Origin of the sequence: Amycolatopsis jiangsuensis, assembly GCF_014204865.1 — a bacterium.
In the GTDB taxonomy this organism is placed as follows: Bacteria; Actinomycetota; Actinomycetes; order Mycobacteriales; family Pseudonocardiaceae; genus Amycolatopsis; species Amycolatopsis jiangsuensis.
This window is the reverse complement of sequence record NZ_JACHMG010000001.1, coordinates 3210550-3231875: the sequence shown is the minus strand read 5'-3', so window position 1 is coordinate 3231875 and position 21326 is coordinate 3210550. Positions and strand designations below refer to the sequence as shown.

Annotated in this window: 21 protein-coding genes; 15 read left to right on the top strand and 6 right to left on the bottom strand. The window is 70.7% G+C overall.

The annotated features are described in order from the left end of the window. Window positions 1-635: 635 nt before the first annotated feature. Window positions 636-1514 carry an RNA polymerase sigma factor gene (locus tag BJY18_RS14235; protein ID WP_312873842.1) on the top strand — a complete coding sequence of 293 codons (879 nt, stop codon included), beginning with the start codon at window positions 636-638 and terminating at the stop codon, window positions 1512-1514. 235 nt (window positions 1515-1749) lie between these two features. Here the strand turns inward: BJY18_RS14235 and BJY18_RS36865 are convergent, their stop codons facing one another. Then, window positions 1750-2214 (bottom strand): GtrA family protein, encoded by a 465-nt coding sequence (locus BJY18_RS36865; RefSeq protein ID WP_184780440.1) that lies wholly within the window; start codon window positions 2212-2214, stop codon window positions 1750-1752. A 146-nt stretch (window positions 2215-2360) separates the two neighbouring features. On the opposite strand from BJY18_RS36865, the gene BJY18_RS14225 reads away from it, so the two are divergent. Next, entirely contained in the window at window positions 2361-2540 is a 180-nt protein-coding gene (locus BJY18_RS14225) for a hypothetical protein (protein WP_184780439.1), read from the top strand. 144 nt (window positions 2541-2684) lie between these two features. After that, the gene (locus BJY18_RS14220) at window positions 2685-2987 is read left to right on the top strand and encodes an iron-sulfur cluster biosynthesis protein (RefSeq protein ID WP_184780438.1); all 303 of its coding nucleotides are present in this window, start codon (window positions 2685-2687) and stop codon (window positions 2985-2987) included. A 3-nt stretch (window positions 2988-2990) separates the two neighbouring features. On the opposite strand, the gene BJY18_RS14215 is transcribed toward BJY18_RS14220, so the two are convergent. The 5 genes from BJY18_RS14215 to BJY18_RS14195 form a co-directional block, all read right to left on the bottom strand. Further along, window positions 2991-4322: an FAD-dependent monooxygenase gene (locus BJY18_RS14215; RefSeq protein WP_184780437.1), complete on the bottom strand. Its 1332-nt coding sequence runs from the start codon at window positions 4320-4322 to the stop codon at window positions 2991-2993. Continuing rightward, window positions 4315-4968: a VC0807 family protein gene (locus BJY18_RS14210; protein WP_184780436.1), complete on the bottom strand. Its 654-nt coding sequence runs from the start codon at window positions 4966-4968 to the stop codon at window positions 4315-4317. The genes BJY18_RS14215 and BJY18_RS14210 overlap by 8 nt, the downstream gene beginning before the upstream one ends. Next, entirely contained in the window at window positions 4965-5564 is a 600-nt protein-coding gene (locus BJY18_RS14205) for a TetR/AcrR family transcriptional regulator (RefSeq protein WP_184780435.1), read from the bottom strand. The genes BJY18_RS14210 and BJY18_RS14205 overlap by 4 nt, the downstream gene beginning before the upstream one ends. A gap of 1196 nt (window positions 5565-6760) precedes the next feature. Next, entirely contained in the window at window positions 6761-7885 is a 1125-nt protein-coding gene (locus BJY18_RS14200; protein WP_184780434.1) for a glycerate kinase, read from the bottom strand. Then, entirely contained in the window at window positions 7882-8829 is a 948-nt protein-coding gene (locus tag BJY18_RS14195) for a 2-hydroxyacid dehydrogenase (RefSeq protein WP_184780433.1), read from the bottom strand. Before BJY18_RS14195 ends, BJY18_RS14200 begins: the two co-directional genes overlap by 4 nt. Before the next feature lie 1196 nt (window positions 8830-10025). Here BJY18_RS14195 and BJY18_RS14190 point away from each other — a divergent pair. From BJY18_RS14190 to BJY18_RS14135, 12 genes are all read left to right on the top strand, one after another. Continuing rightward, window positions 10026-10835 (top strand): CoA transferase subunit A, encoded by an 810-nt coding sequence (locus BJY18_RS14190; RefSeq protein ID WP_184780432.1) that lies wholly within the window; start codon window positions 10026-10028, stop codon window positions 10833-10835. After that, complete coding sequence (locus tag BJY18_RS14185; protein WP_184780431.1) at window positions 10832-11587, top strand: CoA-transferase subunit beta; 756 nt, start codon at window positions 10832-10834, stop codon at window positions 11585-11587. The genes BJY18_RS14190 and BJY18_RS14185 overlap by 4 nt, the downstream gene beginning before the upstream one ends. Further along, complete coding sequence (locus BJY18_RS14180; protein ID WP_184780430.1) at window positions 11584-12765, top strand: thiolase family protein; 1182 nt, start codon at window positions 11584-11586, stop codon at window positions 12763-12765. The genes BJY18_RS14185 and BJY18_RS14180 overlap by 4 nt, the downstream gene beginning before the upstream one ends. A gap of 16 nt (window positions 12766-12781) precedes the next feature. Beyond that, window positions 12782-13516 carry a protocatechuate 3,4-dioxygenase subunit beta gene (gene pcaH / locus BJY18_RS14175; RefSeq protein WP_184780429.1) on the top strand — a complete coding sequence of 245 codons (735 nt, stop codon included), beginning with the start codon at window positions 12782-12784 and terminating at the stop codon, window positions 13514-13516. After that, complete coding sequence (gene pcaG, locus BJY18_RS14170; RefSeq protein WP_312873841.1) at window positions 13513-14064, top strand: protocatechuate 3,4-dioxygenase subunit alpha; 552 nt, start codon at window positions 13513-13515, stop codon at window positions 14062-14064. The genes pcaH and pcaG overlap by 4 nt, the downstream gene beginning before the upstream one ends. A gap of 27 nt (window positions 14065-14091) precedes the next feature. Then, window positions 14092-14871 (top strand): 3-oxoadipate enol-lactonase, encoded by a 780-nt coding sequence (gene pcaD / locus BJY18_RS14165; protein ID WP_184780427.1) that lies wholly within the window; start codon window positions 14092-14094, stop codon window positions 14869-14871. Next, window positions 14868-15269 (top strand): 4-carboxymuconolactone decarboxylase, encoded by a 402-nt coding sequence (gene pcaC, locus BJY18_RS14160; protein ID WP_184780426.1) that lies wholly within the window; start codon window positions 14868-14870, stop codon window positions 15267-15269. The genes pcaD and pcaC overlap by 4 nt, the downstream gene beginning before the upstream one ends. A 10-nt stretch (window positions 15270-15279) precedes the next feature. Next, window positions 15280-16086, top strand: a complete 807-nt coding sequence (locus BJY18_RS14155; RefSeq protein WP_184780425.1) for an IclR family transcriptional regulator domain-containing protein — start codon at window positions 15280-15282, stop codon at window positions 16084-16086. Continuing rightward, complete coding sequence (locus BJY18_RS14150) at window positions 16079-16675, top strand: nucleotidyltransferase family protein (protein WP_184780424.1); 597 nt, start codon at window positions 16079-16081, stop codon at window positions 16673-16675. The genes BJY18_RS14155 and BJY18_RS14150 overlap by 8 nt, the downstream gene beginning before the upstream one ends. Before the next feature lie 578 nt (window positions 16676-17253). Continuing rightward, window positions 17254-18132, top strand: coding sequence for an AAA family ATPase (locus tag BJY18_RS14145; RefSeq protein ID WP_184780423.1), 879 nt, complete (start codon window positions 17254-17256; stop codon window positions 18130-18132). Between the two features lie 901 nt (window positions 18133-19033). After that, window positions 19034-20149 (top strand): vWA domain-containing protein, encoded by a 1116-nt coding sequence (locus BJY18_RS14140; protein ID WP_184780422.1) that lies wholly within the window; start codon window positions 19034-19036, stop codon window positions 20147-20149. Beyond that, window positions 20142-21254, top strand: coding sequence for an XdhC family protein (locus tag BJY18_RS14135; protein ID WP_184780421.1), 1113 nt, complete (start codon window positions 20142-20144; stop codon window positions 21252-21254). The genes BJY18_RS14140 and BJY18_RS14135 overlap by 8 nt, the downstream gene beginning before the upstream one ends. Window positions 21255-21326 lie beyond the last annotated feature (72 nt).

Sequence of the window (21326 nt, the reverse complement as noted above, 5' to 3'; positions counted from 1 at the left end):
GTTGCGGTCGCGGCTCCCCCGATCGGCGGGGTAACAGCCACGTCCGTTGCGACGCTGTGTAACCCTAGGCGGCTGCTGGCCCAACAGTCCATCTTTCAACTACGAATACCCCGTTAGCAGCAGTGGTCTTGACACAAACGAGACCGGACGACGCACAGTACGAATCCCGGCTCGCAGAATGTGCGGATCGCGCCGCCGACATGTCACGAAGAGTGACCTGGTCGTGGCGCAACAGAGAGTGGTCACGGCTGCCGACGGCACCCTCTCCGGAGCTACTGCCGCGTAGGTGTCCGGTCCGGGTCCCCGGCTCCGTTGCCTTGCCGGACGGCGCCACCGCGGTGTCGCGGGAACAACAGGGTGCCGCGGGAACAGGGCGCCGCGGGACAGGAGGATCCGATGAAGTACCGCGCCACTGCTGGCCCGCCGGGCTGCGCGACGGTGTGCAGGTTGTCACCGACGGTCCGTTCGCCGAGCCGAGGAGGTCATCGCCGGGTACTGGATCGTCGACTGCGACGGCCTCGATCGGGCCACCGAGATCGCCGCCGGGCTGAACCGCGCGCCGGGCCGGCCGGCCGATTCCGGCGTGGTGATCCGGCCGCTGGCGGAGGCCGAGTCCGACGACCTCTGACGAGACGATGCCCCACGAACCGGTCGAGGACGCGCTGCGGCGGCTCGCCCCGCAGGTCCTCGGCGGGCTCGTGCGGCGCTACGGCCGGTTCGATCCGGCCGAGGACGCCGTGCAGGAGGCGCTCCTGATCGCCGTGCGCCAGTGGCGGGCCAACGGCGTGCCGGAGCGACCGTACGGCTGGTTGCTGCAGGTCGCCTCGCGCAAGCTGATCGATCTGCTGCGTGCCGAACAGGCTTCACGGCGCCGGGAGGCCGCGGCGGCGAGCCGGGTGCTGCCGGGGGAGGCGGCCCGCTCGCCCGCGGATTCCACAACGGGCGACGCCGACGACACGCTGATCCTGCTGACCCTGTGCTGCCATCCGTCGTTGCCGCAGCCGTCGCAGATCGCGTTGACGTTGCGTGCCGCCGGCGGTCTGATCACTGCCGAGATCGCCAGGGCGTTCCTCACCTCGGAAACAGCGATGCCCCGGCGGATCTCCCGTGCCAAGCGCACTGTCCAGGGCAGTGGTGTCCCGTTCCGGATGCCGCCGGAGGCCGAGCGGGCGAAGCGGCTCGAGTCCGTCCTGCACGTGCTGTACCTGATCTTTCGCGAGGGCTACTCCGCGACGTCGGGCCCGGACCTGCATCGCGCCGATCTGGCCGCGGAGGCGATCCGGCTGGCCGAGATCACCGCCGCGGCCCTGCCGGACGACAGCGAGGCCGCCGGCCTGCTGGCGCTGATGCTGCTCACCGACGCCCGCACCCCGGCACGGCTGACCGGGCACGGCGAGCTGGTCCCGTTGCACGACCAGGACCGGACCTGGTGGAAGGCGGAGCCGATCCGCCGCGGCGTCGACCTGATCACCCGCGCCCTGCCGCACGGCCCAATCGGTCCGTATCAGCTGTAGGCCGCGCTCGCCGCGATCCACGACCAGGCAGTGAGCCTCGAGGACACCGATTGGCCGCAGATCGTCGCCCTCTACCGGCTACTGATGCAAGTTTCGCCCAGTCCGATCGCTCGGCTCGGCCACGCGGGCCGCGTACATCGAGGCAGCGCGGCTGGCCACCAACCTGGCCCATGCGCGTTACCTGAATACCCGCGCGCGATCCCTCGGCGACTGAACGCCCCCCGGCGTGTCCGGCTCAGCTGCCGGCTTGTTCCGCGTGGCGGCGGGCGAAAACCCACCAGCGCAGCACCGCGAACCGCACCACACCGCCGACGAAGCTCGCGGCCAGCAGCGCGCTCGTCTGCTCCCATGCGGTCGGGTGGGTCACCAGCTCGTCGAGCCCGGCCAGGACGAGCGAGCCGTAGCCGGCGTAGAAGGCGAAGGTCGCGAGGTCCTGCAGATGCCGCTTCCCGGCGCGGCTGCTGCGCCCGGCGAACGTGACGCGGCGATGGAACTCGGTGTTGCCCACGGTGGTGAGCGCGATGGCCACGAGGTTCGCCCACTGCGCGCCGAGCTGCGGTTGCAGGACGAGGAACAGCACCGCCTGCAGCCCGGTGGTGATCCCGCCGGCGAGGAGATACCACGCGGCGTGCCCGCCGAGTTCGTGGTGCCGGCCGGCGCTGAACAGTGGCCGCCCGGACGTCCACCTGGTGGTGGTCATACGTTCGACGTTACTCGCGGTTCACAACCTTGTTAACCTGGTGAACCCGCTGAAAACCTGTGATCCGGGTGACAGCGGGTGACCCCGTTTCACCGCGGCCCGCCTCGGGTAGCTCCACTCGAACACTGCGGACGCCAGGAGGGCTCATGAGTGATCGGCACCCCGCCGAGGAGGACGAGCCCGGTCCCGGCGTGGCAGTGCAGCGACGGCAGGCCGATCCGGCCGGTGCCGAGGACGAGGCTTCCGCCGGCGCCGGGGAACCGGTGGACCCGGTGGGCGGCACGGTCGCCGACGCGATCCGTTCGGCGATGAACCGGAGAGCCTGACCGGCCGGCCGCAGGGACGCACTGTGACCGCTGCCACCTTCGTCTGATCACCGATCCGCTCACGCTGCGCGACCGGGCAGGCGACCTTAGCTTGAGATCCACCATCTGACATCGCATCCGACCGCGACGAAGGGAAGGCCGAAGATGCTGACCGTCACCGAAGCCGCCGCCGAGGCGATCACCGCGCTGACCGCCCAGGAGGGCACCGAAACCGGTGATAGCGGACTGCGGTTCGCTCTCCAGAGCATGGAAGGCGACGGTGCGCAGCTGGCGTTGTCCGTCGCCCCGTCCCCGGAGGACGGCGACCGTGTGGTCGGCGCCGACGGCGGGGCCAAGGTCTTCCTGGAGCCGCAGGCCGCCGCACTGCTGGACGACAAGGTGCTCGACGTCCAGCAAGACGAGACCGGCGACGTGGCGTTCGCCGTGCTGCCGCAGCAGTCCGCCTGACCGTCAGGCCGGGAGGCCGAACCACCGCCGCGCCGCGGCGTCCAGGTCCGGCCCACCCGCCCAGGCCAGGTAGCCGTCGGGACGGACGAGCTGCGGCTCGGCGCCCCCGGCGGAGACGAGGCGGTCGGCCCAGCCCGGCGGCAGCGGCGTGCCGATGAGCACTCCGCGCCCGTCCGGTGTGGCCGGGACCGCGGTCGCGCGACCGGTGGTGCCCGGGTAGCGGATCCCGATGCCGGACAGTTCCAGCGCGACGTCGCGGCGGGCTTCGGGAACGGCGAGGAGCCCGCGGAAGATCTCGCGCACGGCCGCCGACTCGGGGTTCGGCATGCCGAGCGCCCCTTGCGCCCGGGTGCTGAGCAGCACGCGTTCGGCGATCGGATGCCGCTCGTCGTGGTAGCTGTCGAGCAGCCCCTCCGGTGCCCATCCGCGAACCTGCGCGGCCAGCTTCCAGCCGAGGTTCACCGCGTCCTGCAGCCCCAGGTTCAGCCCCTGTCCGCCCACGGGGAGGTGGATGTGCGCGGCGTCGCCGGCGAACAGGACGCGGCCGTGCCGGTACCTCGCCAGCTGCCGCGCCGCGTCACCGAACCGTGAGGCCCAGAGGACTTCGCCCACTTCGATGCCCGGCCCGTGCGCGGCCAGCAGGCCGCGCTGCAGTTCTTCCGCGGTGACCGGGGCGTCGCGGCCGAGCTGTTGCTGTTCCTCCCCGGCGACGATGACCCGGTGGCGTCCGCCGGTGAGCGGTAGCAGGAATCCCGAACCGTGCGCCGGCAGTTGCCAGTTTTCGGCGAGACCGTCAGGTTTGCGATCGAGCTTGAGGTCCGCGACGACCAAGGAGATCCGCGCCGAGTAGCCGGGGAAATCGGCGCCCAGCAAGGCGCGCACAGTGCTGTGCCCGCCGTCCGCGGCGACCAGCCAGCCTGCCCGATGCTCGCGCCCGCCAGCGGTGACCGTGACGCCGCTGCCATCCTGTGCCACAGCGGTGACGGCCGCGCCACGCAGAACCGGCGTACGCAGCTTCCCCTCGATCGCCGTCGCGATGTGAGCCTGTTCGACGCCGAGCTGGTAAGGAAAACGCGTGGGCAGATCGGCATAGCCGACCGGGAGCCCGGCGAAGTGCCCGGCCTCCAGACGGGCCTGGACGTGCGGTTCGATCGCGGAGAGCAGGTCGCGCTCGGCCAGCACCTCGATCGAACGGGGCTGCACGGCGAGTGCCTTCGACTGCCGGCTCGGCCGCGCATCGCGTTCCAGGACCAGCACTTCGAGCCCGGCGCGTTCCAGTTCGAACGACGTCAGCAGCCCGGTCGGGCCGGCCCCGGCGACCAGGACGTCAGGCATCGAGGTTCTCCTTCTTGAGGTACCAGACGTGCCAGGCGATCAGGAGGGCCAGCGAGCCGAACCAGACCACGTTGGTGACCAGCGAGATCAAGTCGATCGGCAGCACGTAGACGAGGACGACGTGCGCCACCGCACCGGCCAGCAGCACACCTCCCCAGGCCGCGGTATCGATGCGCATCCCGCGGCGGAACCGGGCGTCGGTGTCCCAGCGCGCAGCCCACGCCCGCGCGCCTTCGGCGCCGCGTTTCACCTCGGCGATGGTGCGGCCGAGGATGAGCTGGGCCGGTTTGCCGAGCCCCACCGTGACGAGCATCCAGGCGCCGAAGAGCCCGCCGAGCGCGGCAGTCCAGCCTTCCCGGATCGCGAGCGTGCGTGGATCGTCCGACAGGAGGCCGAGCACCACCGACAGCACGAGGACGCTGAGCGTCACCATGGCGATGAGGTCGATCCGGCGGTTGCGCACGATCGTCCACAGCACATACGGCGCGACCACGAGAACGCCCGACATCAGCGCCCACCACTGGCTCACCCCGGCCGCGCGCAGGCCGTAGAACAACGCCATCGGCACGACGACTTCGAAGATCACGTTGCGCACGTTGGCGCGCACCACGCGGCGCAGGCCCATGTCGGGCTGTTGAACGGTCATTCTTCCCCCTCGACATCAGGTGCGGTCGCCCGCACATACGCTTCGGCGAGCTCACGTCCCAGCCGCGTGAGTTCCTCGGCCCCCGGCGGCGCGGCGGCCATGGTGGCGACGACCGCGTCGATCCCGGCCGCGCAGGCGAGCGCCATGGTCCGCGAGTCGAAACGGCGGAACGCGCCGGCCGCCTGGCCGGTCCGGAAGTGCTCCTCGAACAAGTCCAGCCGCCCGTTCACCGCGGCACTCTGCGAACCGGCGTTCTTCACGAGGTCGATCAGCGCCCGCACGGCCGCCGGATGCTCGCCCACCATGTCCACATTGGACTCGACGTACGCCCGCAACTGGGCGACGTGCCCGACCGCGGCATCGATCCGTGGCTCCATGAACGCCCGCATGACCTGCTCGATCTCCCCGACGCAAGCGGTGAGCAGATCGTCCTTTCCCGCGAAGTGGTAACTGATCATCCCGGTACTGGACAGCCCGGCCTGCTTCGCGATCCGGCTGAACGACGCCCTGGCGTATCCGTCCTCGGCAATCACCTCGATCGCCGCCGTCACGATCTGCGCCCGCCTGCCGGACTCGGTGAACGTTCTTGCTCGCATGAGCAAAAATTAGCTTGAATGAGCAAATTTGGCAAGTCGACGGCGTGGAGTGGCACCTGTGGCCCCGTCGGCGGGCGCGGCACGGCGGTCTGGGCGGGCTTGCCGGGGAGGGCCGGCGGCGGGTGGTTGGGCCTCGCGCTCGCGCTGTCGGGTGAGTGGGTGGGGCTTCGCGTTTTCGGTGGGTGGAGCTTCGTGCTCCGGGGACGGGGTTGAGCTTCACGTTCCAGGTGGTTGGCTCGGCGTCCGGCGTTGCCCTGAAGTCTGCGTTCCCGGGTGTTCGGAACGCCTGGCGCTGCCCATGGCTGGGGGTAGGGGAGCCTCGCGTTGCCCAGGGTGGGTGGCGGCCTCTCGCGTTGCCGAGTGTTCGTCTACGCAACCCCGTTGTCGGGCGTACGGAGTATCGCCCCGCGTTGCTGCCGGGTGGACGGAGCGCCACCCCGGCTCCCGAGCGGACTGAACCGCCGCACTCTGCCGATTGTCCGGCCGCCCCGCCTGGTGAATATCGGTCTCGGGTCGTCACCGTGTCGTCGAGTCCCTGAGCGGTGCGGTGCCACGAGAGGTTCGGCAGGCAATACCGGCTCGTGAGTGTCCAAGCCGGTGAGAACCGGCTTGGACACTCACGAAACCCTGGTCCGGCCGCCGTCAGCGATACCTCGCCAACCGTGCGCGACACAGCACCAGCATGTGCGCTCGGATGTTGCAGCGGTGCCGCGTCGGTCTGTCGAGCGCTTCAGTTGCGCAGTCCGGCAACTCCGGTTCCAAGCGTTGGTGGGTCGTGGGTTTCTTTGCTGGACTTCGGGTTCAGTGCTGCGGCGGTCCGCATCGCGCTGTCTGGCGTTTGGCTGGACCGCCAGGGGATCCAGTTCCGAGACTTTGGTGCTTGGTGGGCTTTTGCTGGTTTTGAGGTTGGTGCCGTAGCGGTCCGCTTCTGCCTGTCGAGCGTGCGGTGGCGGCGCCCGGTGACCTCGATTCCGGGTGTCGGTACGTCGCTGGCACTTCGGCTGGACTCCAGGTTCGCTGCTGCAGCGGTCCGCCTCGAGTTGTCGCGCGCCCGGCGACGCGGCCCGATGATTCCGGTCCAGGACGTCAGTGCGTTGCGCATTCCTCGACCGGAATTTCCGCTCGGGTGCTGCAGCGGTTCCACCTCGTGCTGTCCAGTGTTCGGTTGCGCAGCCCGGAAATCCGGCTCCGAGAGGTCAGCGTGTCGCCCATTCCCTGACCAGGATGTCCGCCCGGGTGCGCAGGAGTTCGGCGGCGTGCGTGCGGGCGTGGTCGAGCGATGGGGCATGGTCGATCAGCGCGCTGCTCCCCACCACGCCCAGCCCGGCCAGCGCCGCGGCGTCCAGCTGGATCCGCCCGGCCAGTACCAGCAACGGTGCCCCGGCCCGCGCCGCTCGCGCGGCGATGCCGGCGGGTGCCTTGCCGGACAACGACTGTTCGTCCAGCGACCCCTCTCCGGTGATCACAAGGTCGGCGCCGGACAACGCGGCGTCCACCCCGGTGAGGGACGCGATCAGGTCGAAGCCCGATGCGACCTCCGCGCCCAGGCCGGCGATCGCCCCGCCCGCGATACCGCCGCCCGCGCCCGCGCCGGGCACCTGCGAGACGTCGCCGGCGCCGGCGTTCGCCAGCACCTCGGCCCAGCCCGCCAGCGCGGCGTCCAGCGTGGCGACGTCCTCGGCGCCCGCACCCTTCTGCGGCCCGAACACCGCGGCCGCGCCGTTCGGGCCGAGCAGCGGATTCGTGACGTCGGTCGCGACAGTCACCGGCACCGTACCCAGCCGTTCGCGCACGGGTCCCAGCTCCGCCCGCGCGACCCGCGCCAGCGCGCCGCCGCCGAGGCCCACGGGTGAGCCGAACGGGTCGAACACCCCGGCACCCAGCGCGGCCAGCATGCCCGCGCCACCGTCCGTGCTCGCCGTTCCGCCGACGGTCAGCACGAGCCGTCGCGCACCCCGGTTCACCGCGTCCGCCAGCAGCTCACCCACGCCCCAGGTGTGCGCGGCGAGGGCGGTTTCCGGGCTGGGCGTGACGAACTCGATGCCGCACGCCCGCGCCGACTCCAGGTACGCGGTGTCCTCGAGCAGTACGTAGCGCGCCTCGACCTGCTCGGTCAGCGGGCCGCGCACCGACAGCCGCACCATGGCCCCGCCCGCGTTCTCCAGAACCTCCAGCGTTCCCTCGCCACCGTCGGCGACCGGGCGGGCGGCGATTTCGGCGTCCGGCAACGCATCCCGCACGCCGAGTGCGATCGCGTCGGCCACCTCGACCGCGGTGAGGCTGCCCTTGAACTTGTCCGGTGCGATCACGACACGGGTCACGCGCTCACCTCCGTCAGCGGTTCCGCCCCGGCGAGCACCGAGGCGACGTTGCGCGCGGCCAGCACCGCCATCGCGGTGCGGGTTTCCACGGTCGCCGACCCCAGGTGCGGGGTCAGCACCACGTTCTCGCGGCCGAGCAGGCGTGGCTCGACGTCCGGCTCCGCCTCGAACACGTCCAGTGCGGCTCCGGCGATCTCCCCGGCCTCCAGCGCGTCGGCCAGCGCGGACTCGTCGACCACCGGGCCGCGCGTGGTGTTCACCAGGTACGCGCCCGGTTTCATCGCCCGCAACGCGGCCGCGTCGATCAGATGCCGCGTGTCCGGGGTGAGTGGGCAGTGCAGCGAAACGAAGTCCGAACGCCGCAGCACCTCCTCGAACGGCACGAACTCTCCGGCGAAATCCGCCTTACGGGACCGTCCGGAGTAGACGATCCGCATGCCGAACGCGGCCGCCCGCTCGGCCACCGCACGGCCGATCTGCCCGAGCCCCACGATGCCGAGTGTTGTGCCCTGCAGCCCGGAACCGAGCAGGAAACCCAAGTGGAACGACCACGGCCGGCCCGAGCGCACAAGTCGTTCCCCTTCGCCGAGCCGACGCGTGAGGGCGAGCAGCAGCCCGAATGTGAGATCGGCGGTGGCGTCGGTGAGTACGCCCGGCGTGTTGGCCACCACGACGCCACGCTCGGTCATCGCGGCGACGTCGACGTTGTCGTAACCCACCGCGACGTTCGCGACCACCTTCAGCCCGGGACCCGCGGCCTCCGCGACCGTACTGTCGATCCGGTCGTGCAGCATCGAGACCACCGCGGCCGACCCGGACACGAACTCCCGCAGCTCCTCCGGCGTGAGCGGCCGGTCGGCGGGCGAAACCGCCACCTCGCCGACAGACTCGAGAACTCGCACGGCCTCATCCGGAATCCAGCGCGTCACGGCGATCTTCGGCATGGCGAGCAGCCTAATGCCCGCACCGCCGGACCGGCGAGGTCACTACCGCGCCGCCACAGCACGGTCGCGCGGTCCTCACGCACGCGGAAGACCGCGCCCGAAACCCTCGCGCGCGGAGGACCGCGCCCGCAGCCTTCGCGCGCGGAAGACCGCGCCCGAAGCTCTCGCGCGCGGAGGACCGCGCCCGACACCCTCGCATGCGGAGCGCTGCGGCTGAAGCCCTCGCATGCGCAACGCCGCTCCACAGCGGACGGCCGCGTTCGCATGGCGGTATCTCCCAACGCCGCACCCGGTGCTGGGAGATACCGCCACCGGACTCGCGAAACTGTGAGCACACCAACGCCGCGACCCGACACCACCGCTGTGCGACGCCGAAACATTCAACACACGACGTGCCGCCGTGCCGGTGCTGGCCGGGACACGATGCTGCCGCTGTGCGTTGCCTGAACCGCGCCCCGATGGCGCCGCCGTATGGTGCCGAAACGTCGGCACGCCGGTGTCGCCATGTGATGCTGGACCGGAACACGACGCTGTTGCTGTAGCGCCGGACCGCGACCCGACGGTGTCGCCGTGTGGCGCCGAGACCTCGGCACGACGGTACCGCCGTGTGGTGCGGAAACGTCGAGACGACGGTACCGCGCGTATTGCACGAAATCTCGGCACGCCGGTGCCGCCGTGTGGTGCCGGACTGGAACACGACGCCGCTGCCGTGTGGCGCCGGAGCGCGACCCGACGGTGTCGCCATGTGGTGCCGAAAGCCCCGGCACGACGGTACCGCGCGTATAGCGCGAAACCTCCGCACGCCGGTGTCGCCGTGTGGTGCCGGACCGGAACACGACGCCGCTGCCGTGTGGCGCCCGACCACCACACGATGACGCCGCCGTGTGGCCCCGCAAGGGCGCCGATCCCAAGCCAGCTGCCCACGGCAGCGCGCAAACCCCTCCCGATCCGCAGCCCGAGCTTCCGATGATCACCACGTCGGCAAGCGGCCCGTCGCCGCCGCAGCAACCGAACTTCCTTACCGCACACCACAAACCGACCGATCAAATCACCTGTCGGTCATTGACCACTCCCGTCCCCCATCCGGTTGCTCTTCCCTTCCCGGCTCGACCGAACCATGCTATGTTCTCATATAGAACGACTGTGCGCTATGCGAACAATCTACCGCAGAGAACACCCACACGGAAGGACTCGAGATGGCACGGGTGCTGGCGCTTGGCGAGGCGGTCGCCGAGCTGGTGCACGACGGGGACACTGTCGCGCTCGAGGGCTTCACGCACCTCATTCCGGTGGAGGCCGGGCACGAGATCATCCGGCAGGGCCGCCGGGAGCTCACGCTCGTGCGGATGACTCCGGACATCGTCTACGACCAGCTGATCGGTGCGGGTTGCGCGAGCAGGCTGATCTTCTCCTGGGGAGGCAACCCCGGGGTCGGTTCGCTGCACCGGTTCCGCGACGCCGTGCAGCACGCCTGGCCGGTGCCGCTGGAGATCGAAGAACACAGCCACGCGGGCATGGCCAACCGCTACGTCGCCGGGGCCTCCGGGCTTCCGTTCGCCGTGCTGCGTGGGTACACCGGCACCGACCTGCCCGGCCAGACGGCCACTATCAAACCGATCACCTGCCCGTTCACCGGGGAGCAGCTCACCGCGGTGCCGGCACTGAACCCGGACGTCGCCATCGTGCACGCGCAGCGCGCCGACCGGGCGGGCAACGTGCAGATGTGGGGCCTCGTCGGTGTCCAGAAGGAAGCCGTGCTCTCCGCCAAGCGTTCGCTGGTCACCGTGGAGGAAGTGGTCGACGAGCTGGAGCCGCGCCCGGGCGCCATCGTGTTGCCCACCTGGGCGGTCACCGCGGTCGCCGAGGTGCCCGGTGGCGCCAAGCCGTCGTACGCGGCCGGCTACTACGAGCGTGACAACGCCGCCTACCAGGCGTGGGACCCGATCGGCCGAGAGCGGGAGGAGTTCACCCGCTGGCTGAACGATCTGACCGGAGTGAAGGCATGAATGAGTACACCGCGGACGAGATGATGAGCGTGGCCGCCGCCCGGGCGCTCGGCGAAGGCACGTCCTGCTTCGTCGGCATCGGATTGCCCAGTACCGCGGCCAACCTCGCGCGCCGCACGCACGCGCCGAACCTCACGCTGATCTACGAATCCGGCTGCCTCGGCGCGAAACCCTCTCGGCTGCCGTTGTCGATCGGCGACGGTGAGCTCGCCGACACCGCCGACGCCGTGGTCAGCGTGCCCGAGGTCTTCAACTACTGGCTCCAGCCGGGCCGGATCGACGTCGGCTTCCTCGGTGCCGCGCAGCTGGACAAGTTCGGCAACATCAACACCACCGTCATCGGCACCGACTACCACGATCCGAAGGTGCGGCTGCCCGGTGCGGGCGGGGCGCCGGAGATCGCCGCCTCCTGCAAGGAGGTGTTCGTGGTGCTGCGCCAGAACAAGCGGGCGTTCGTGGACCAGGTGGACTTCGTGACCTCGTTCGGCCACGGCTCCGGCCGTGGCGACCGGGAGCGGCTCGGCCTGCGCGGAGCCGGCCCCACCCTCGTGGTCACCGATCTCGGGCTGCTGCGGCCCGACCCTGACACCGCGGAGCTGACGCTCACCGAACTGCACCCGGGCATCGAGCTGGACAGCGTCGTGGCAGCCACCGGGTGGACACTGAAGGTGGCCGAAGACCTCAAGACCACACCCGAGCCCACCGAACGCGAACTGTCCCTGCTCCGCGAACTGAAGAAGGCCGGCGAATGAGCGACGTCTACCTGTTCGACGCGATCCGCACCCCATTCGGCCGCCACGGCGGCGCCCTGGCGAAAACGCGCCCGGACGACCTGGCGGCCGGGATGCTGCGTGTACTCGCCGAGCGCAATGACCTCGACCCGGGCACTGTCGACGAGGTTCTGCTCGGTGACGCCAACGGCGCGGGGGAGGACAACCGGAACGTGGCACGGATGGCCACGCTGCTCGCCGGCTGGCCGACGTCGGTGCCGGCCGCGACGGTCAACCGGCTGTGCGCGTCCGGGCTCGACGCGGTGCTGCACGCGAGCCGCACGATCCAGGTCGGCGACGCCTCGCTGATCGCCGCCGGCGGGGTCGAGTCGATGAGCCGCGCGCCGCTCGTGATGGCCAAGCCGGAGAAGGCGTTCCCGGCCGCCAACCAGACGCTGTACAACTCGGCGCTGGGCTGGCGCATGGTCAACCCGGCCATGCCCGCGGAGTACGTGATCTCGAACGGTGACGCCACCGAATACCTCGCCGGGCGCTACGGCATCGGCCGCGACGAGCAGGACGAATTCTCGGTGCGCAGCCACCGCAGCTCCGCCCGCGCGTGGGACGAGGGCTTCTACGCCGATCACGTGGTGCCGGTCGAGGGCGTGGAGCTCGATCGCGACGAGAGCATCCGGCCCGACTCCACGACGGAGAAGCTGGCCAAGCTCAAACCGGCCTTCCGGGCGGACGGCGGCACGGTCACCGCGGGCAATTCGTCGCCGCTCAGCGACGGGGCGTCGGTCCTGCTGCTCGGCGACGAGGCGGCAGGCCGGCGCCTGGGCCGGGATCCGCTGGCCCGGATCGCGGGTCGCGGTGCGGCCGGGGTGGACCCGAACGTCTTCGGCATCGGACCGGTGCGGGCCGCGGACATCGCACTCGAACGGGCCGGGATCGGCTGGGGCGACGTGGCGGCGCTGGAACTCAACGAGGCGTTCGCCGCGCAATCCCTCGCCTGCCTGCGGGAATGGAAAGAACTCGATCCCGAGCTGGTGAACGTGAACGGCGGCGCGATCGCCATCGGACACCCGCTCGCCGCGTCCGGCGGCCGGATCCTCGGCACGCTCGCCCGGCAGCTGCGCCGCACCGGCGGCCGGTGGGGGGTCGCCGCGATCTGTATCGGTGTCGGTCAGGGCCTCGCGGTCGTGATCGAGAGCGTGTGAGGAAGGAGGACAGACGATGGGCACCCCGACCGATCTGCGGTTGCCGCGTTACCGCCGTGACCCGGAGGGCACACATCCGCCGCTGGGCTTCGACGGCTACCGGTCCACCGCCCTGCGGCATCCGAAACAACCGCTGGTGCTGCTTCCCCAGCAGCTCACCGAGGTCACCGGCCCGCTGCTCGGACCGGGCCGGATCGGCGAACTGGACAACGACCTCACCCGGCAGCACGAGGGCGAACCGCAGGGGCAGCGGATCATCGTGACCGGCCGGCTCCTCGACGGTGACGGCAGGCCGATCCGCAATTCCCTCGTGGAGATCTGGCAGGCCAACGCCGGCGGCCGCTACCGGCACACCGGCGACCGATGGCCCTCACCGCTCGACCCGAACTTCGACGGGCTGGGCCGCACCCTCACCGACGGCGACGGGCGCTACGAGTTCACCACCATCAAGCCCGGCGCCTACCCGTGGAAGAACCACGACAACGCGTGGCGCCCGGCGCACATCCACTTCTCCGTGTTCGGCTCCGCCTTCACCCAGCGGCTGGTCACGCAGATGTACTTCCCGGACGATCCGCTGTTCTCGCAGGACCCGATCTTCACCTCGATCCCGGACGAAAAGGCCCGGCAGCGGATGATCTCGCGGTTCGACCTCGCACGCACAGTGCCGGAATGGGCGCTGGCCTTCCAGTTCGACATCGTCGTGCGTGGACGGGAGCAGTCGGTGTTCGAGGACGAGGAGGACGACGAGTGAAGCTGGGAAGCACGCCCTCGCAGACCGTCGGGCCGTACCTGTCGATCGGGCTGCCGTGGGAGGACGGGCCGTTCGTGGTACCCGAGGGCGCCGAGGGTGCGGTGTGGATCCGCGGTGTGGTCTACGACGGTGCTGGCGATCCGATCCCGGACGCGATGATCGAGACCTGGCAGGCCGATCCGGACGGCGGCTTCCGCCACCCCGACGATCCGCGCGGGCACCGTGGCCCGGAGTTCCGCGGGTTCGGCCGGTGTCCCACCGACGCCGCCGGTGAATACCGGATCCACACGGTGCTCCCCGGTGTCGTGCCGGGGGAGGACGGGGCACCGCAGGCCCGGCACATCGATGTGTCGGTGTTCGCCCGCGGATTGCTGAACCGGGTCGTCACGCGGATCTACTTCGAGGACGAGGACAACTCCGGTGACGCGGTGCTGGCGAGCGTTCCGGAGGGCCGCAGGGAGACTCTGCTGGCGCGCCGGACCGCCGACGGGTACCGGTTCGACGTCCGGCTCCAAGGCGAGGGGGAAACAGTCTTCTTCGAGTTCTGACCGAGCGTCCGCAGTGGAGGTAGGGAAGTGAGCGGTGTCCGGGTGCACCGGGTCGTCGAGGGACCGGAGAACGGTCCGGTGGTGGTCTTGTCCAACTCGATCGGCAGCGACCACCGGATGTGGGAGCCGCAGGTCGCGCCGTTGGTCGAGCGCGGGTTCCGGGTGGTGCGGTACGACACGCGCGGCCACGGCGCCTCGCCGGTGCCGTCCGGGCCCTACGAGGTGGCCGACCTGGGTGGCGATGTGCTCGCACTGCTCGACGACCTCGGCGTGGCGCGGGCGCACTTCGCCGGGCTGTCGCTGGGTGGGATGACCGGCCTCTGGCTCGGCGTGCACGCTGCCGGACGTTTGGCGAGCCTCACCCTGTGCTGTACGTCCGCGCGGCTCGGACCACCGCAGATGTGGGCGGATCGAGCTCGGCTCGTGCGCGCCGAAGGCACCGTGGCGGTCGCGGAGGCCAGTGTCGGGCGCTGGGTGACCCCGGCCTATTCGCGGGCTCATCCGGACCGGGCCGCGTTCCTGCGGGACATGATCGCTGCGCAGCCGTCCGAGGGCTACGCCGCGTGCTGCGGCGCGATCGAGCGGATGGACCTGCTCGGCGAGCTCCCGAAGATCGCCGTGCCGGCGCTCGTGATCGCGGGCGCCGACGATCCCTCGACCCCGGTCGAACCACACGGCAGGCAGCTCGCCGAAAGCATCCCGGGTACCCGGCTCGAGGTCATGGCCTCCGCCGCGCACCTCGGCAGTTACGAGCAGCCGGGCGAGTTCACCCGGCTGCTCCTCGAGCAGATCATGGAGAACGAGTGAGCGAAGAACGTCACGAGGCGGGCATGCGGGTCCGCCGTGAGGTGCTGGGTGACGAGCACGTGGACCGAGCCGTGGCACGGACCTCCGAGTTCAGCGGGCCGTTCCAGGAGTACATCACCGAGGCGGCGTGGGGTTCGGTGTGGACGCGAGACGGGCTCGACCGGCGTACCCGCAGCTGCATCACGCTGGCCACGCTGACCGCGTTGCACTGCCATGAGGAGCTGGCGATGCACGTCCGGGCGGCCGTCCGCAACGGCCTGACCGCGGACGAGATCGGGGAAGTGCTGCTGCACACCGGGGTGTACGCCGGGGTGCCGGCCGCGAACGCCGCGTTCGCGATCGCCCAGCGCACCCTGGCCGAGCTGGGAGAAGCCACAGCCCAGCCACCGGCCGGATAGGGTTCGGAGCATGGACTCCGACGATCCGGCCGAACGCGGCGCGCATCACGTGCAGTCGCTCGAGCGTGGGCTGGCGGTGATCAAAGCGTTCGGTGCCGAGGCACCGCACCTCACGCTCAGCGAGGTCGCCCGCAGCACCGGGTTGACCCGAGCGGCGGCGCGCCGGTTCCTGCTCACGCTCGTCGACCTGGGTTACGTGCGTACCGACGGCAAGTACTTCTCGCTCACCGCGCGGGTGCTGGAGCTGGGCTACGCCTTCCTGGCCGGGTTGAGCCTCGCCGAGCTGGCGCAACCGCACCTGGAACGGCTGTCCGCGAAGGTGCGCGAATCCAGCTCGGTGTCCGTGCTGGAGATCCCGGACATCGTGTACGTCGCGCGGGTCGCGGTGTCGCGGATCATGACGGTGAGCATCAACGTCGGCACGCGGTTCCCCGCCTACGCCACGTCGATGGGACACGTGCTGCTCGCCGACATGACCCCGTTCGAGCTGGACATGTTCCTCGGCGTCACCGATTTCGAGCGGCTGACCGCGCACACCCTGACCGACCGCGACTCGCTGAAGTCCGAGCTGGCCGCCGTCGCCCGCCAGGGCTGGGCGATGGTCGACCAGGAACTCGAGGAAGGCCTCCGCTCGGTCGCCGCCCCGATCTACGACCGGAGCGGTCGCGCGGTGGCCGCGGTGAACATTTCCACGCACGCCAGCCGCACCTCCGCGGAAACCGCGCGGACGGAACTCGTCCCGTCCCTGCTGGCCACTGCCGCCGCGATCTCCGACGACCTGAAGCTGTCCGCGTCCGGGCAGGCCGCACATGGCTGAACGCGTCGCCGGCCTGGTGCTGGCCGCGGGCGCCGGCCGCCGTTTCGGCCGGCCGAAGGCGCTCGTCGAATTCGAGGGCGAAGCCCTGGTCCAGCGAGCCGGCCGCGCCCTCACCGAGGCCGGTTGCGAGCCTGTCCGAGTGGTGGTCGGTGCGGCAGCGGCCGAGGTGCGCCGGCTGCTGGCGCAGCCGTGGGAAGCCGTCGAGGCGCCCCGATGGCAGGAGGGTATGGGGGAGTCGCTCAAGGCGGGCCTGCAGCATCTGATCCCTCGGGAGACGCGGGCCGCCGCTGTGCTGGTGCACCTGGTCGATCTGCCGTGGATCCCGCCGTCGGCGCTCCGCCGTGTGCTGGCGGAGGCGACGGAAACCACCGTGGCGCGCGCCGCGTACGACGGAGTGCCCGGCCACCCGGTCCTGTTCGGCCGCCGCTGGTGGCCCGAAGTCGCCGCCGCGGCAACGGGAGACCGCGGCGCCCGCGACTGGCTCAAAGCCCGCACCGACGTCCGCCTCGTCGAATGCGGCGACCTGGGCAACGGTCACGACGTCGATCGCCCGGCAGACCTCGAACGACCCGTCCCACCGGAAAGGTGACACAGCACTGCCGCCGGGAACGACCGCCCGCTGCCACGGGGTGACTGGCAGCGGAGTGGGGCAGGCTGGTGCCAGCGCGCGTCGGGCTCGTCGCGGACCGGGGTTGCGGGGCGTTGCGGCTTGTCGCGATCCGGGGGGTTTGCGGGGCGTTGCGGCTTGTCGCGGTCCGGGGGGGTTGCGAGGCGTTGCGGCTTGTCGCGGTCCGGGGATCTACGGGTCGGTCCAAACCGCGGGGGCAGTTCGGTTCGCGGTCGGCTTGATCCGCGGAGCCGTCCGGTTCGCAGATCGGTTCAATCCGCGGGGAGGTCGGGTTCGTGGGTCAGGTTGGTCTGCATCGCGCAGTGGTGCTGTGGTGCAGTAACGGTGCGGCGTTGCCGACGTCGCGGGGGCGTAGGTTCCACAAATGCGGACAGTGGTTCCGGCGCGGGTGGGTGGCGAGACCGTCGGTGCCGGGACCGTAGTCGGGTGGCGGGTGAGATCGTGAGCGTCCAGGCCACGGGTGGTGCGTGCAGCATGGGATCGGTCCGGTCGGCCGTTGACGCGGCGCTTCGGGCCGGGACCGTCCTACGATCGACGGTGTGACCGAGTCTCCTGCTTCGCCCGAGGACCTGACTGCCGCGCTCGACTCCACCGGTTATCTCGCTGACGAAGGATTGGCGACGGCCGGCTTTCTCGCGTTGCGGATGCGCCGGCCGCTGTTTTGCGAGGGCGAGCCGGGTACCGGCAAGACATCGCTGGCGCTTGCGTTGTCGGAAGCGCTCGAGGTGCCGCTCGTCCGGTTGCAGTGCCACGAGGGCATCGACGCCGCGCAGGCGCTGTACGAGTGGGACTTTCCTCGGCAGCTGCTGCACTTGCGTGCGCTCGAAGCGGCCGAAGGCGGACGGCTGGATGCCGATACTGCCGAGCGGTCGCTCTACACCGAGCGGTTCCTGCTGGCCCGGCCGCTGCTGCAGGCACTGACCACCGCGCCGTGCGTGCTGCTGGTCGACGAGATCGACCGCGCCGACGACGAGTTCGAGGCCTTCCTCCTGCAGCTGCTCGACGAATACACGGTCACGATCCCCGAATACGGCGAAATTCGCGCCGAGCAGCCGCCACTGGTGGTGCTCACCTCGAACCGGACGCGCGAGGTGCACGACGCACTCAAGCGCCGGTGCCTCTATCACTGGCTGGAACACCCCGACCTGGGCCGGGAGATGCGGATCCTGCGCCGGCGGGTGCCGGACGTCAGCGAGACCCTTGCCCGCCAGATCGCCGAGGCGGTACACCGGCTTCGCGACCTGGAACTGCTGAAACCCCCCGGGACAGCCGAATCGCTCGACTGGGCCCGGGCACTGCTCGCCCTCAACCGGAATGAACTGGACGCCGCGACCGCCGCCCGCACCCTGGGCGCGGTCCTGAAGTACAGCGAAGACCTCGACCGGGTCCGGGCCAAGCTGGACGCCCTGTTCGCCTGAACGTTCCGCTGGGCGGGTAGGCGACAGTGGCCGGTCGGCTGAGTCGGCTGAGGGAGAGTGCCCCGGGCTGGGCGCGTAGGAGGCAGCGCCGGCTGGTGGGCGGTGGCGGCTGGGTCGGTTGAGTTGGTGGGCGGTGGCGGCTGGTTCCGTTGAGTCGGTGGGCGGCGCTGGCCGCGCTCGCTGGTCGGTGGGCGGCGGTGGCTGTTTCCATGAAAGGCTGGGTGGCGGTCGCTAGGTCCGGTGAGTCGGCGGAAGACAGTAACTGGGTTCGCTGGTCGGTGGGAGACAGTGGCCGGGTTCGCTGGGTGGCTGGGCGACGATGGCTGCGTTCGCTGGGTGGGTGGCAAGGTGATGGCTGCGCCCGCCGGGTTTTGCCGGACCCGTAGTTGCCGCGGTCGGTTGATGCGGGATGGCGGCCACTCGACGTCCCCTGGCGGGTGCGGTTTCGGACGGGTTCCGGAAGCCGGAGCGTGACGGCCGGGCGGGCTGTTGCGCGGGCGGAAAACGCGTTGACCAGCCTTGCCGGGCTCGGTCATGCTGGATGCATCATCGCGAGCTGAGCATCCCACGAGCATCAATCACCGTCGTCGAGTGTCGTCGTCAGTCGCTGCCCAAAGCGCTGTCAAGAAGCACCGCCAAAGAAGTGCCGTCCGAAAGCGCCTTCGGGAACCACTGCCGAACGTACCTCCCGAAGCATCGCCAAGAAGCATCCCCAAGAAGCGCCGCGAGAAACGGCACCGTCCAGGCGTTCCGCCGCCGGTGCAGGCCCTTCGCGCCCACCCGGTTGCGGGTCCGGTCGCTGTGGAGGGCGACCGGTCCGCGCCGTCGTTCCGTTACGCGAACGGCGGCGCGGACCGCCTTCGGTGCCACCTCGAGTGCACACCAGGGACACAATGGGGGCATGGACACCGAACGGGCGGATCCGCTCGCCGGGTTCGCCGGGTTCGCGGCGGCTCTGCGTGAGGCGGGCGTGGCCTGTGACGCTCGCCGGGTGCAGGCGTACCTCGCGGCGGTCGGCGAGGTCGACCTCGCGGCGCCGACGCAGGTGTACTGGGCCGGGCGCCTCACGTTGTGTTCCGACCCGGACGATCTGCCGCGTTACGAGGAAGCGTTCGCGCGATGGTTCGCCGCGGACGACCGGTTGCCGAAGCAGGCCGGCGCGCCTGCGCCGAAGCGTGCCCGCATCGCCCCGCTCACGTCCGGCGGAGACGGGGAGTCGGCCGGTGCGGACGCCGAGGACCGGTTGCGGATTGCCGCGAGCGATCACGAAGTCCTGCGGCACCGCGACCTTGCCGAGTTGAGCAAGGCCGAGCGTGAGCATCTGCGGGAGCTCCTCTCCACACTGCAGCCCGTGCTGCCCAGGCGCCGCGCCGCGCGCCGCGTGCCTGAGCGCGGTGGGCGGCTGGACGCTTCGCGCACACTGCGTGCCATGCTCGCCGACGGTGGGGAGCCTGTCCGTCTCGCCTACCATCGCCGCGGCACACGGCAGCGGCGCGTCGTGTTGCTGATCGACGTCTCCGGTTCGATGAGCCCGTACGCCGACGCCTTACTGCGTTTCGCCCACGTACTCACACGGTCGGCGCCCATGGCTGTCGAAGTGTTCACGCTGGGCACGCGGATGACACGGGTGTCGCGGCAGCTGCGTCAGCGCGATCCGGAGCAAGCCATGCTCGCCGCGGGCACCGCGGTGCCCGACTTCGCCGGCGGTACCCGCCTCGGCGAGACGCTGCGCGTGTTCCTCGACCGCTGGGGACAGCGCGGTGTCGCGCGCCGAGCGGTGGTCACCGTGTTCTCCGACGGCTGGGAGCGAGGCGATGTAAGTCTGCTGTCCGGACAGCTCGGCAGACTGCGCAGGCTCGCGCACGCCGTACTCTGGGTGAATCCGCATGCGGGGAGAGAGGGTTACGCGCCGGTCCAGTCCGGCATCGTCGCCGCCCTTCCCCACATCGACCGGTTGCTGGCCGGACACAGCCTGGCGACGTTGGAACAACTGCTCGGGGAGATAGCCGATGCGTGACGTACTGGACGATGTGTACCGCCGCTGGCAGTCGGGCGAGACCGTGGGTCTCGGCACCGTGGTGGCCACCTTCTCGTCGGCGCCCCGCGCGCCCGGCGCGTCGATGGTGGTCGCGCCGGACGGCACGGTGGCCGGCAGCGTGTCCGGCGGCTGCGTCGAGGGCGCGGTGTACGAGCTGGCGCAGGAGGTGGTCGCCGAGCGCAAGCCGGTGCTGCAGCGCTACGGCGTGACCGACGACGACGCCTTCGCGGTCGGCCTGACCTGCGGCGGGATCATCGACATCTTCGTGGAGCCGGTGGACCGCGAATCGATGCCGGAGCTGGACCGGGTGGTCGAATCGGTGCGGGCGGGCGAGCCGGTCGCGGTGGTCACCGTGATCGAGCACGAAACGGCCGGGCTGGTCGGCGAACGCCTGATCGTCTGGCCGGATCGGGTCGAGGGTTCGCTCGGTTCGTCCCGGATGGACGACGCGGTCGCCGACGACGCCCGTGGCCTGCTCGCGTCCGGGCGTACCGGAACCCTGCACTACGGTCCGGACGGTCAGCGCCGCGGTGAAGGCATGGCAGTGTTCGTGAACTCGTTCGAACCGCCGCCGCGGCTGCTGGTGTTCGGCGCGATCGACTTCGCCGCCGCGATGGCCCGCATGGGCGCCTACCTCGGCTACCAGGTCACGGTGTGCGACGCGCGTCCGGTGTTCGCCACCAGCAGCCGGTTCCCGGAGGCGCACGAGGTCGTGGTCGACTGGCCGCACCGCTACCTGCAGGCTGAGGCCGAAGCGGGCCGGATCGACTCGCGGACCGCGATCGCGGTGCTCACCCACGATCCGAAGTTCGACGTGCCGCTGCTGGAGGTCGCACTGCGCCTCGACGTCGGCTACGTGGGCGCGATGGGCTCACGCAAAACGCACGATGATCGCTTCGCCCGGTTGCGGGAGGCCGGGATCACCGAGCCCGAACTGGAACGGCTGTCCTCGCCGATCGGTCTGGACCTGGGCGCGCGCACGCCGGAGGAGACCGCGGTGTCCATCGCGGCGGAGATCATCGCGCTGCGCTGGAGCGGCACCGGTCGCCGGCTGGCCGCGCTGAGCGGGCGCATCCACGCCTGAGGCGGTCCGGAACGGACGGTGCCCGATCCGGAAACCGCGCTGCCACGCCGAAAACCTCGGTGAATCGCCGAC

Excerpts from the sequence above, each read along its gene's own strand:
- BJY18_RS14190 (WP_184780432.1), top strand. The coding sequence starts at position 10,026 with ATGGCACGGGTGCTGGCGCTTGGCGAGGCGGTCGCCGAGCTGGTGCAC.
- BJY18_RS14215 (WP_184780437.1), bottom strand. The coding sequence starts at position 4,322 with ATGCCTGACGTCCTGGTCGCCGGGGCCGGCCCGACCGGGCTGCTGACG.
- BJY18_RS14155 (WP_184780425.1), top strand. The coding sequence starts at position 15,280 with ATGGACTCCGACGATCCGGCCGAACGCGGCGCGCATCACGTGCAGTCG.
- BJY18_RS14220 (WP_184780438.1), top strand. The coding sequence starts at position 2,685 with ATGCTGACCGTCACCGAAGCCGCCGCCGAGGCGATCACCGCGCTGACC.
- BJY18_RS14235 (WP_312873842.1), top strand. The coding sequence starts at position 636 with ATGCCCCACGAACCGGTCGAGGACGCGCTGCGGCGGCTCGCCCCGCAG.
- BJY18_RS14135 (WP_184780421.1), top strand. The coding sequence starts at position 20,142 with ATGCGTGACGTACTGGACGATGTGTACCGCCGCTGGCAGTCGGGCGAG.
- pcaH (WP_184780429.1), top strand. The coding sequence starts at position 12,782 with ATGGGCACCCCGACCGATCTGCGGTTGCCGCGTTACCGCCGTGACCCG.
- BJY18_RS14205 (WP_184780435.1), bottom strand. The coding sequence starts at position 5,564 with ATGCGAGCAAGAACGTTCACCGAGTCCGGCAGGCGGGCGCAGATCGTG.
- BJY18_RS36865 (WP_184780440.1), bottom strand. The coding sequence starts at position 2,214 with ATGACCACCACCAGGTGGACGTCCGGGCGGCCACTGTTCAGCGCCGGC.
- BJY18_RS14180 (WP_184780430.1), top strand. The coding sequence starts at position 11,584 with ATGAGCGACGTCTACCTGTTCGACGCGATCCGCACCCCATTCGGCCGC.
- BJY18_RS14210 (WP_184780436.1), bottom strand. The coding sequence starts at position 4,968 with ATGACCGTTCAACAGCCCGACATGGGCCTGCGCCGCGTGGTGCGCGCC.
- BJY18_RS14140 (WP_184780422.1), top strand. The coding sequence starts at position 19,034 with ATGGACACCGAACGGGCGGATCCGCTCGCCGGGTTCGCCGGGTTCGCG.
- BJY18_RS14195 (WP_184780433.1), bottom strand. The coding sequence starts at position 8,829 with ATGCCGAAGATCGCCGTGACGCGCTGGATTCCGGATGAGGCCGTGCGA.
- BJY18_RS14150 (WP_184780424.1), top strand. The coding sequence starts at position 16,079 with ATGGCTGAACGCGTCGCCGGCCTGGTGCTGGCCGCGGGCGCCGGCCGC.
- BJY18_RS14185 (WP_184780431.1), top strand. The coding sequence starts at position 10,832 with ATGAATGAGTACACCGCGGACGAGATGATGAGCGTGGCCGCCGCCCGG.
- BJY18_RS14225 (WP_184780439.1), top strand. The coding sequence starts at position 2,361 with ATGAGTGATCGGCACCCCGCCGAGGAGGACGAGCCCGGTCCCGGCGTG.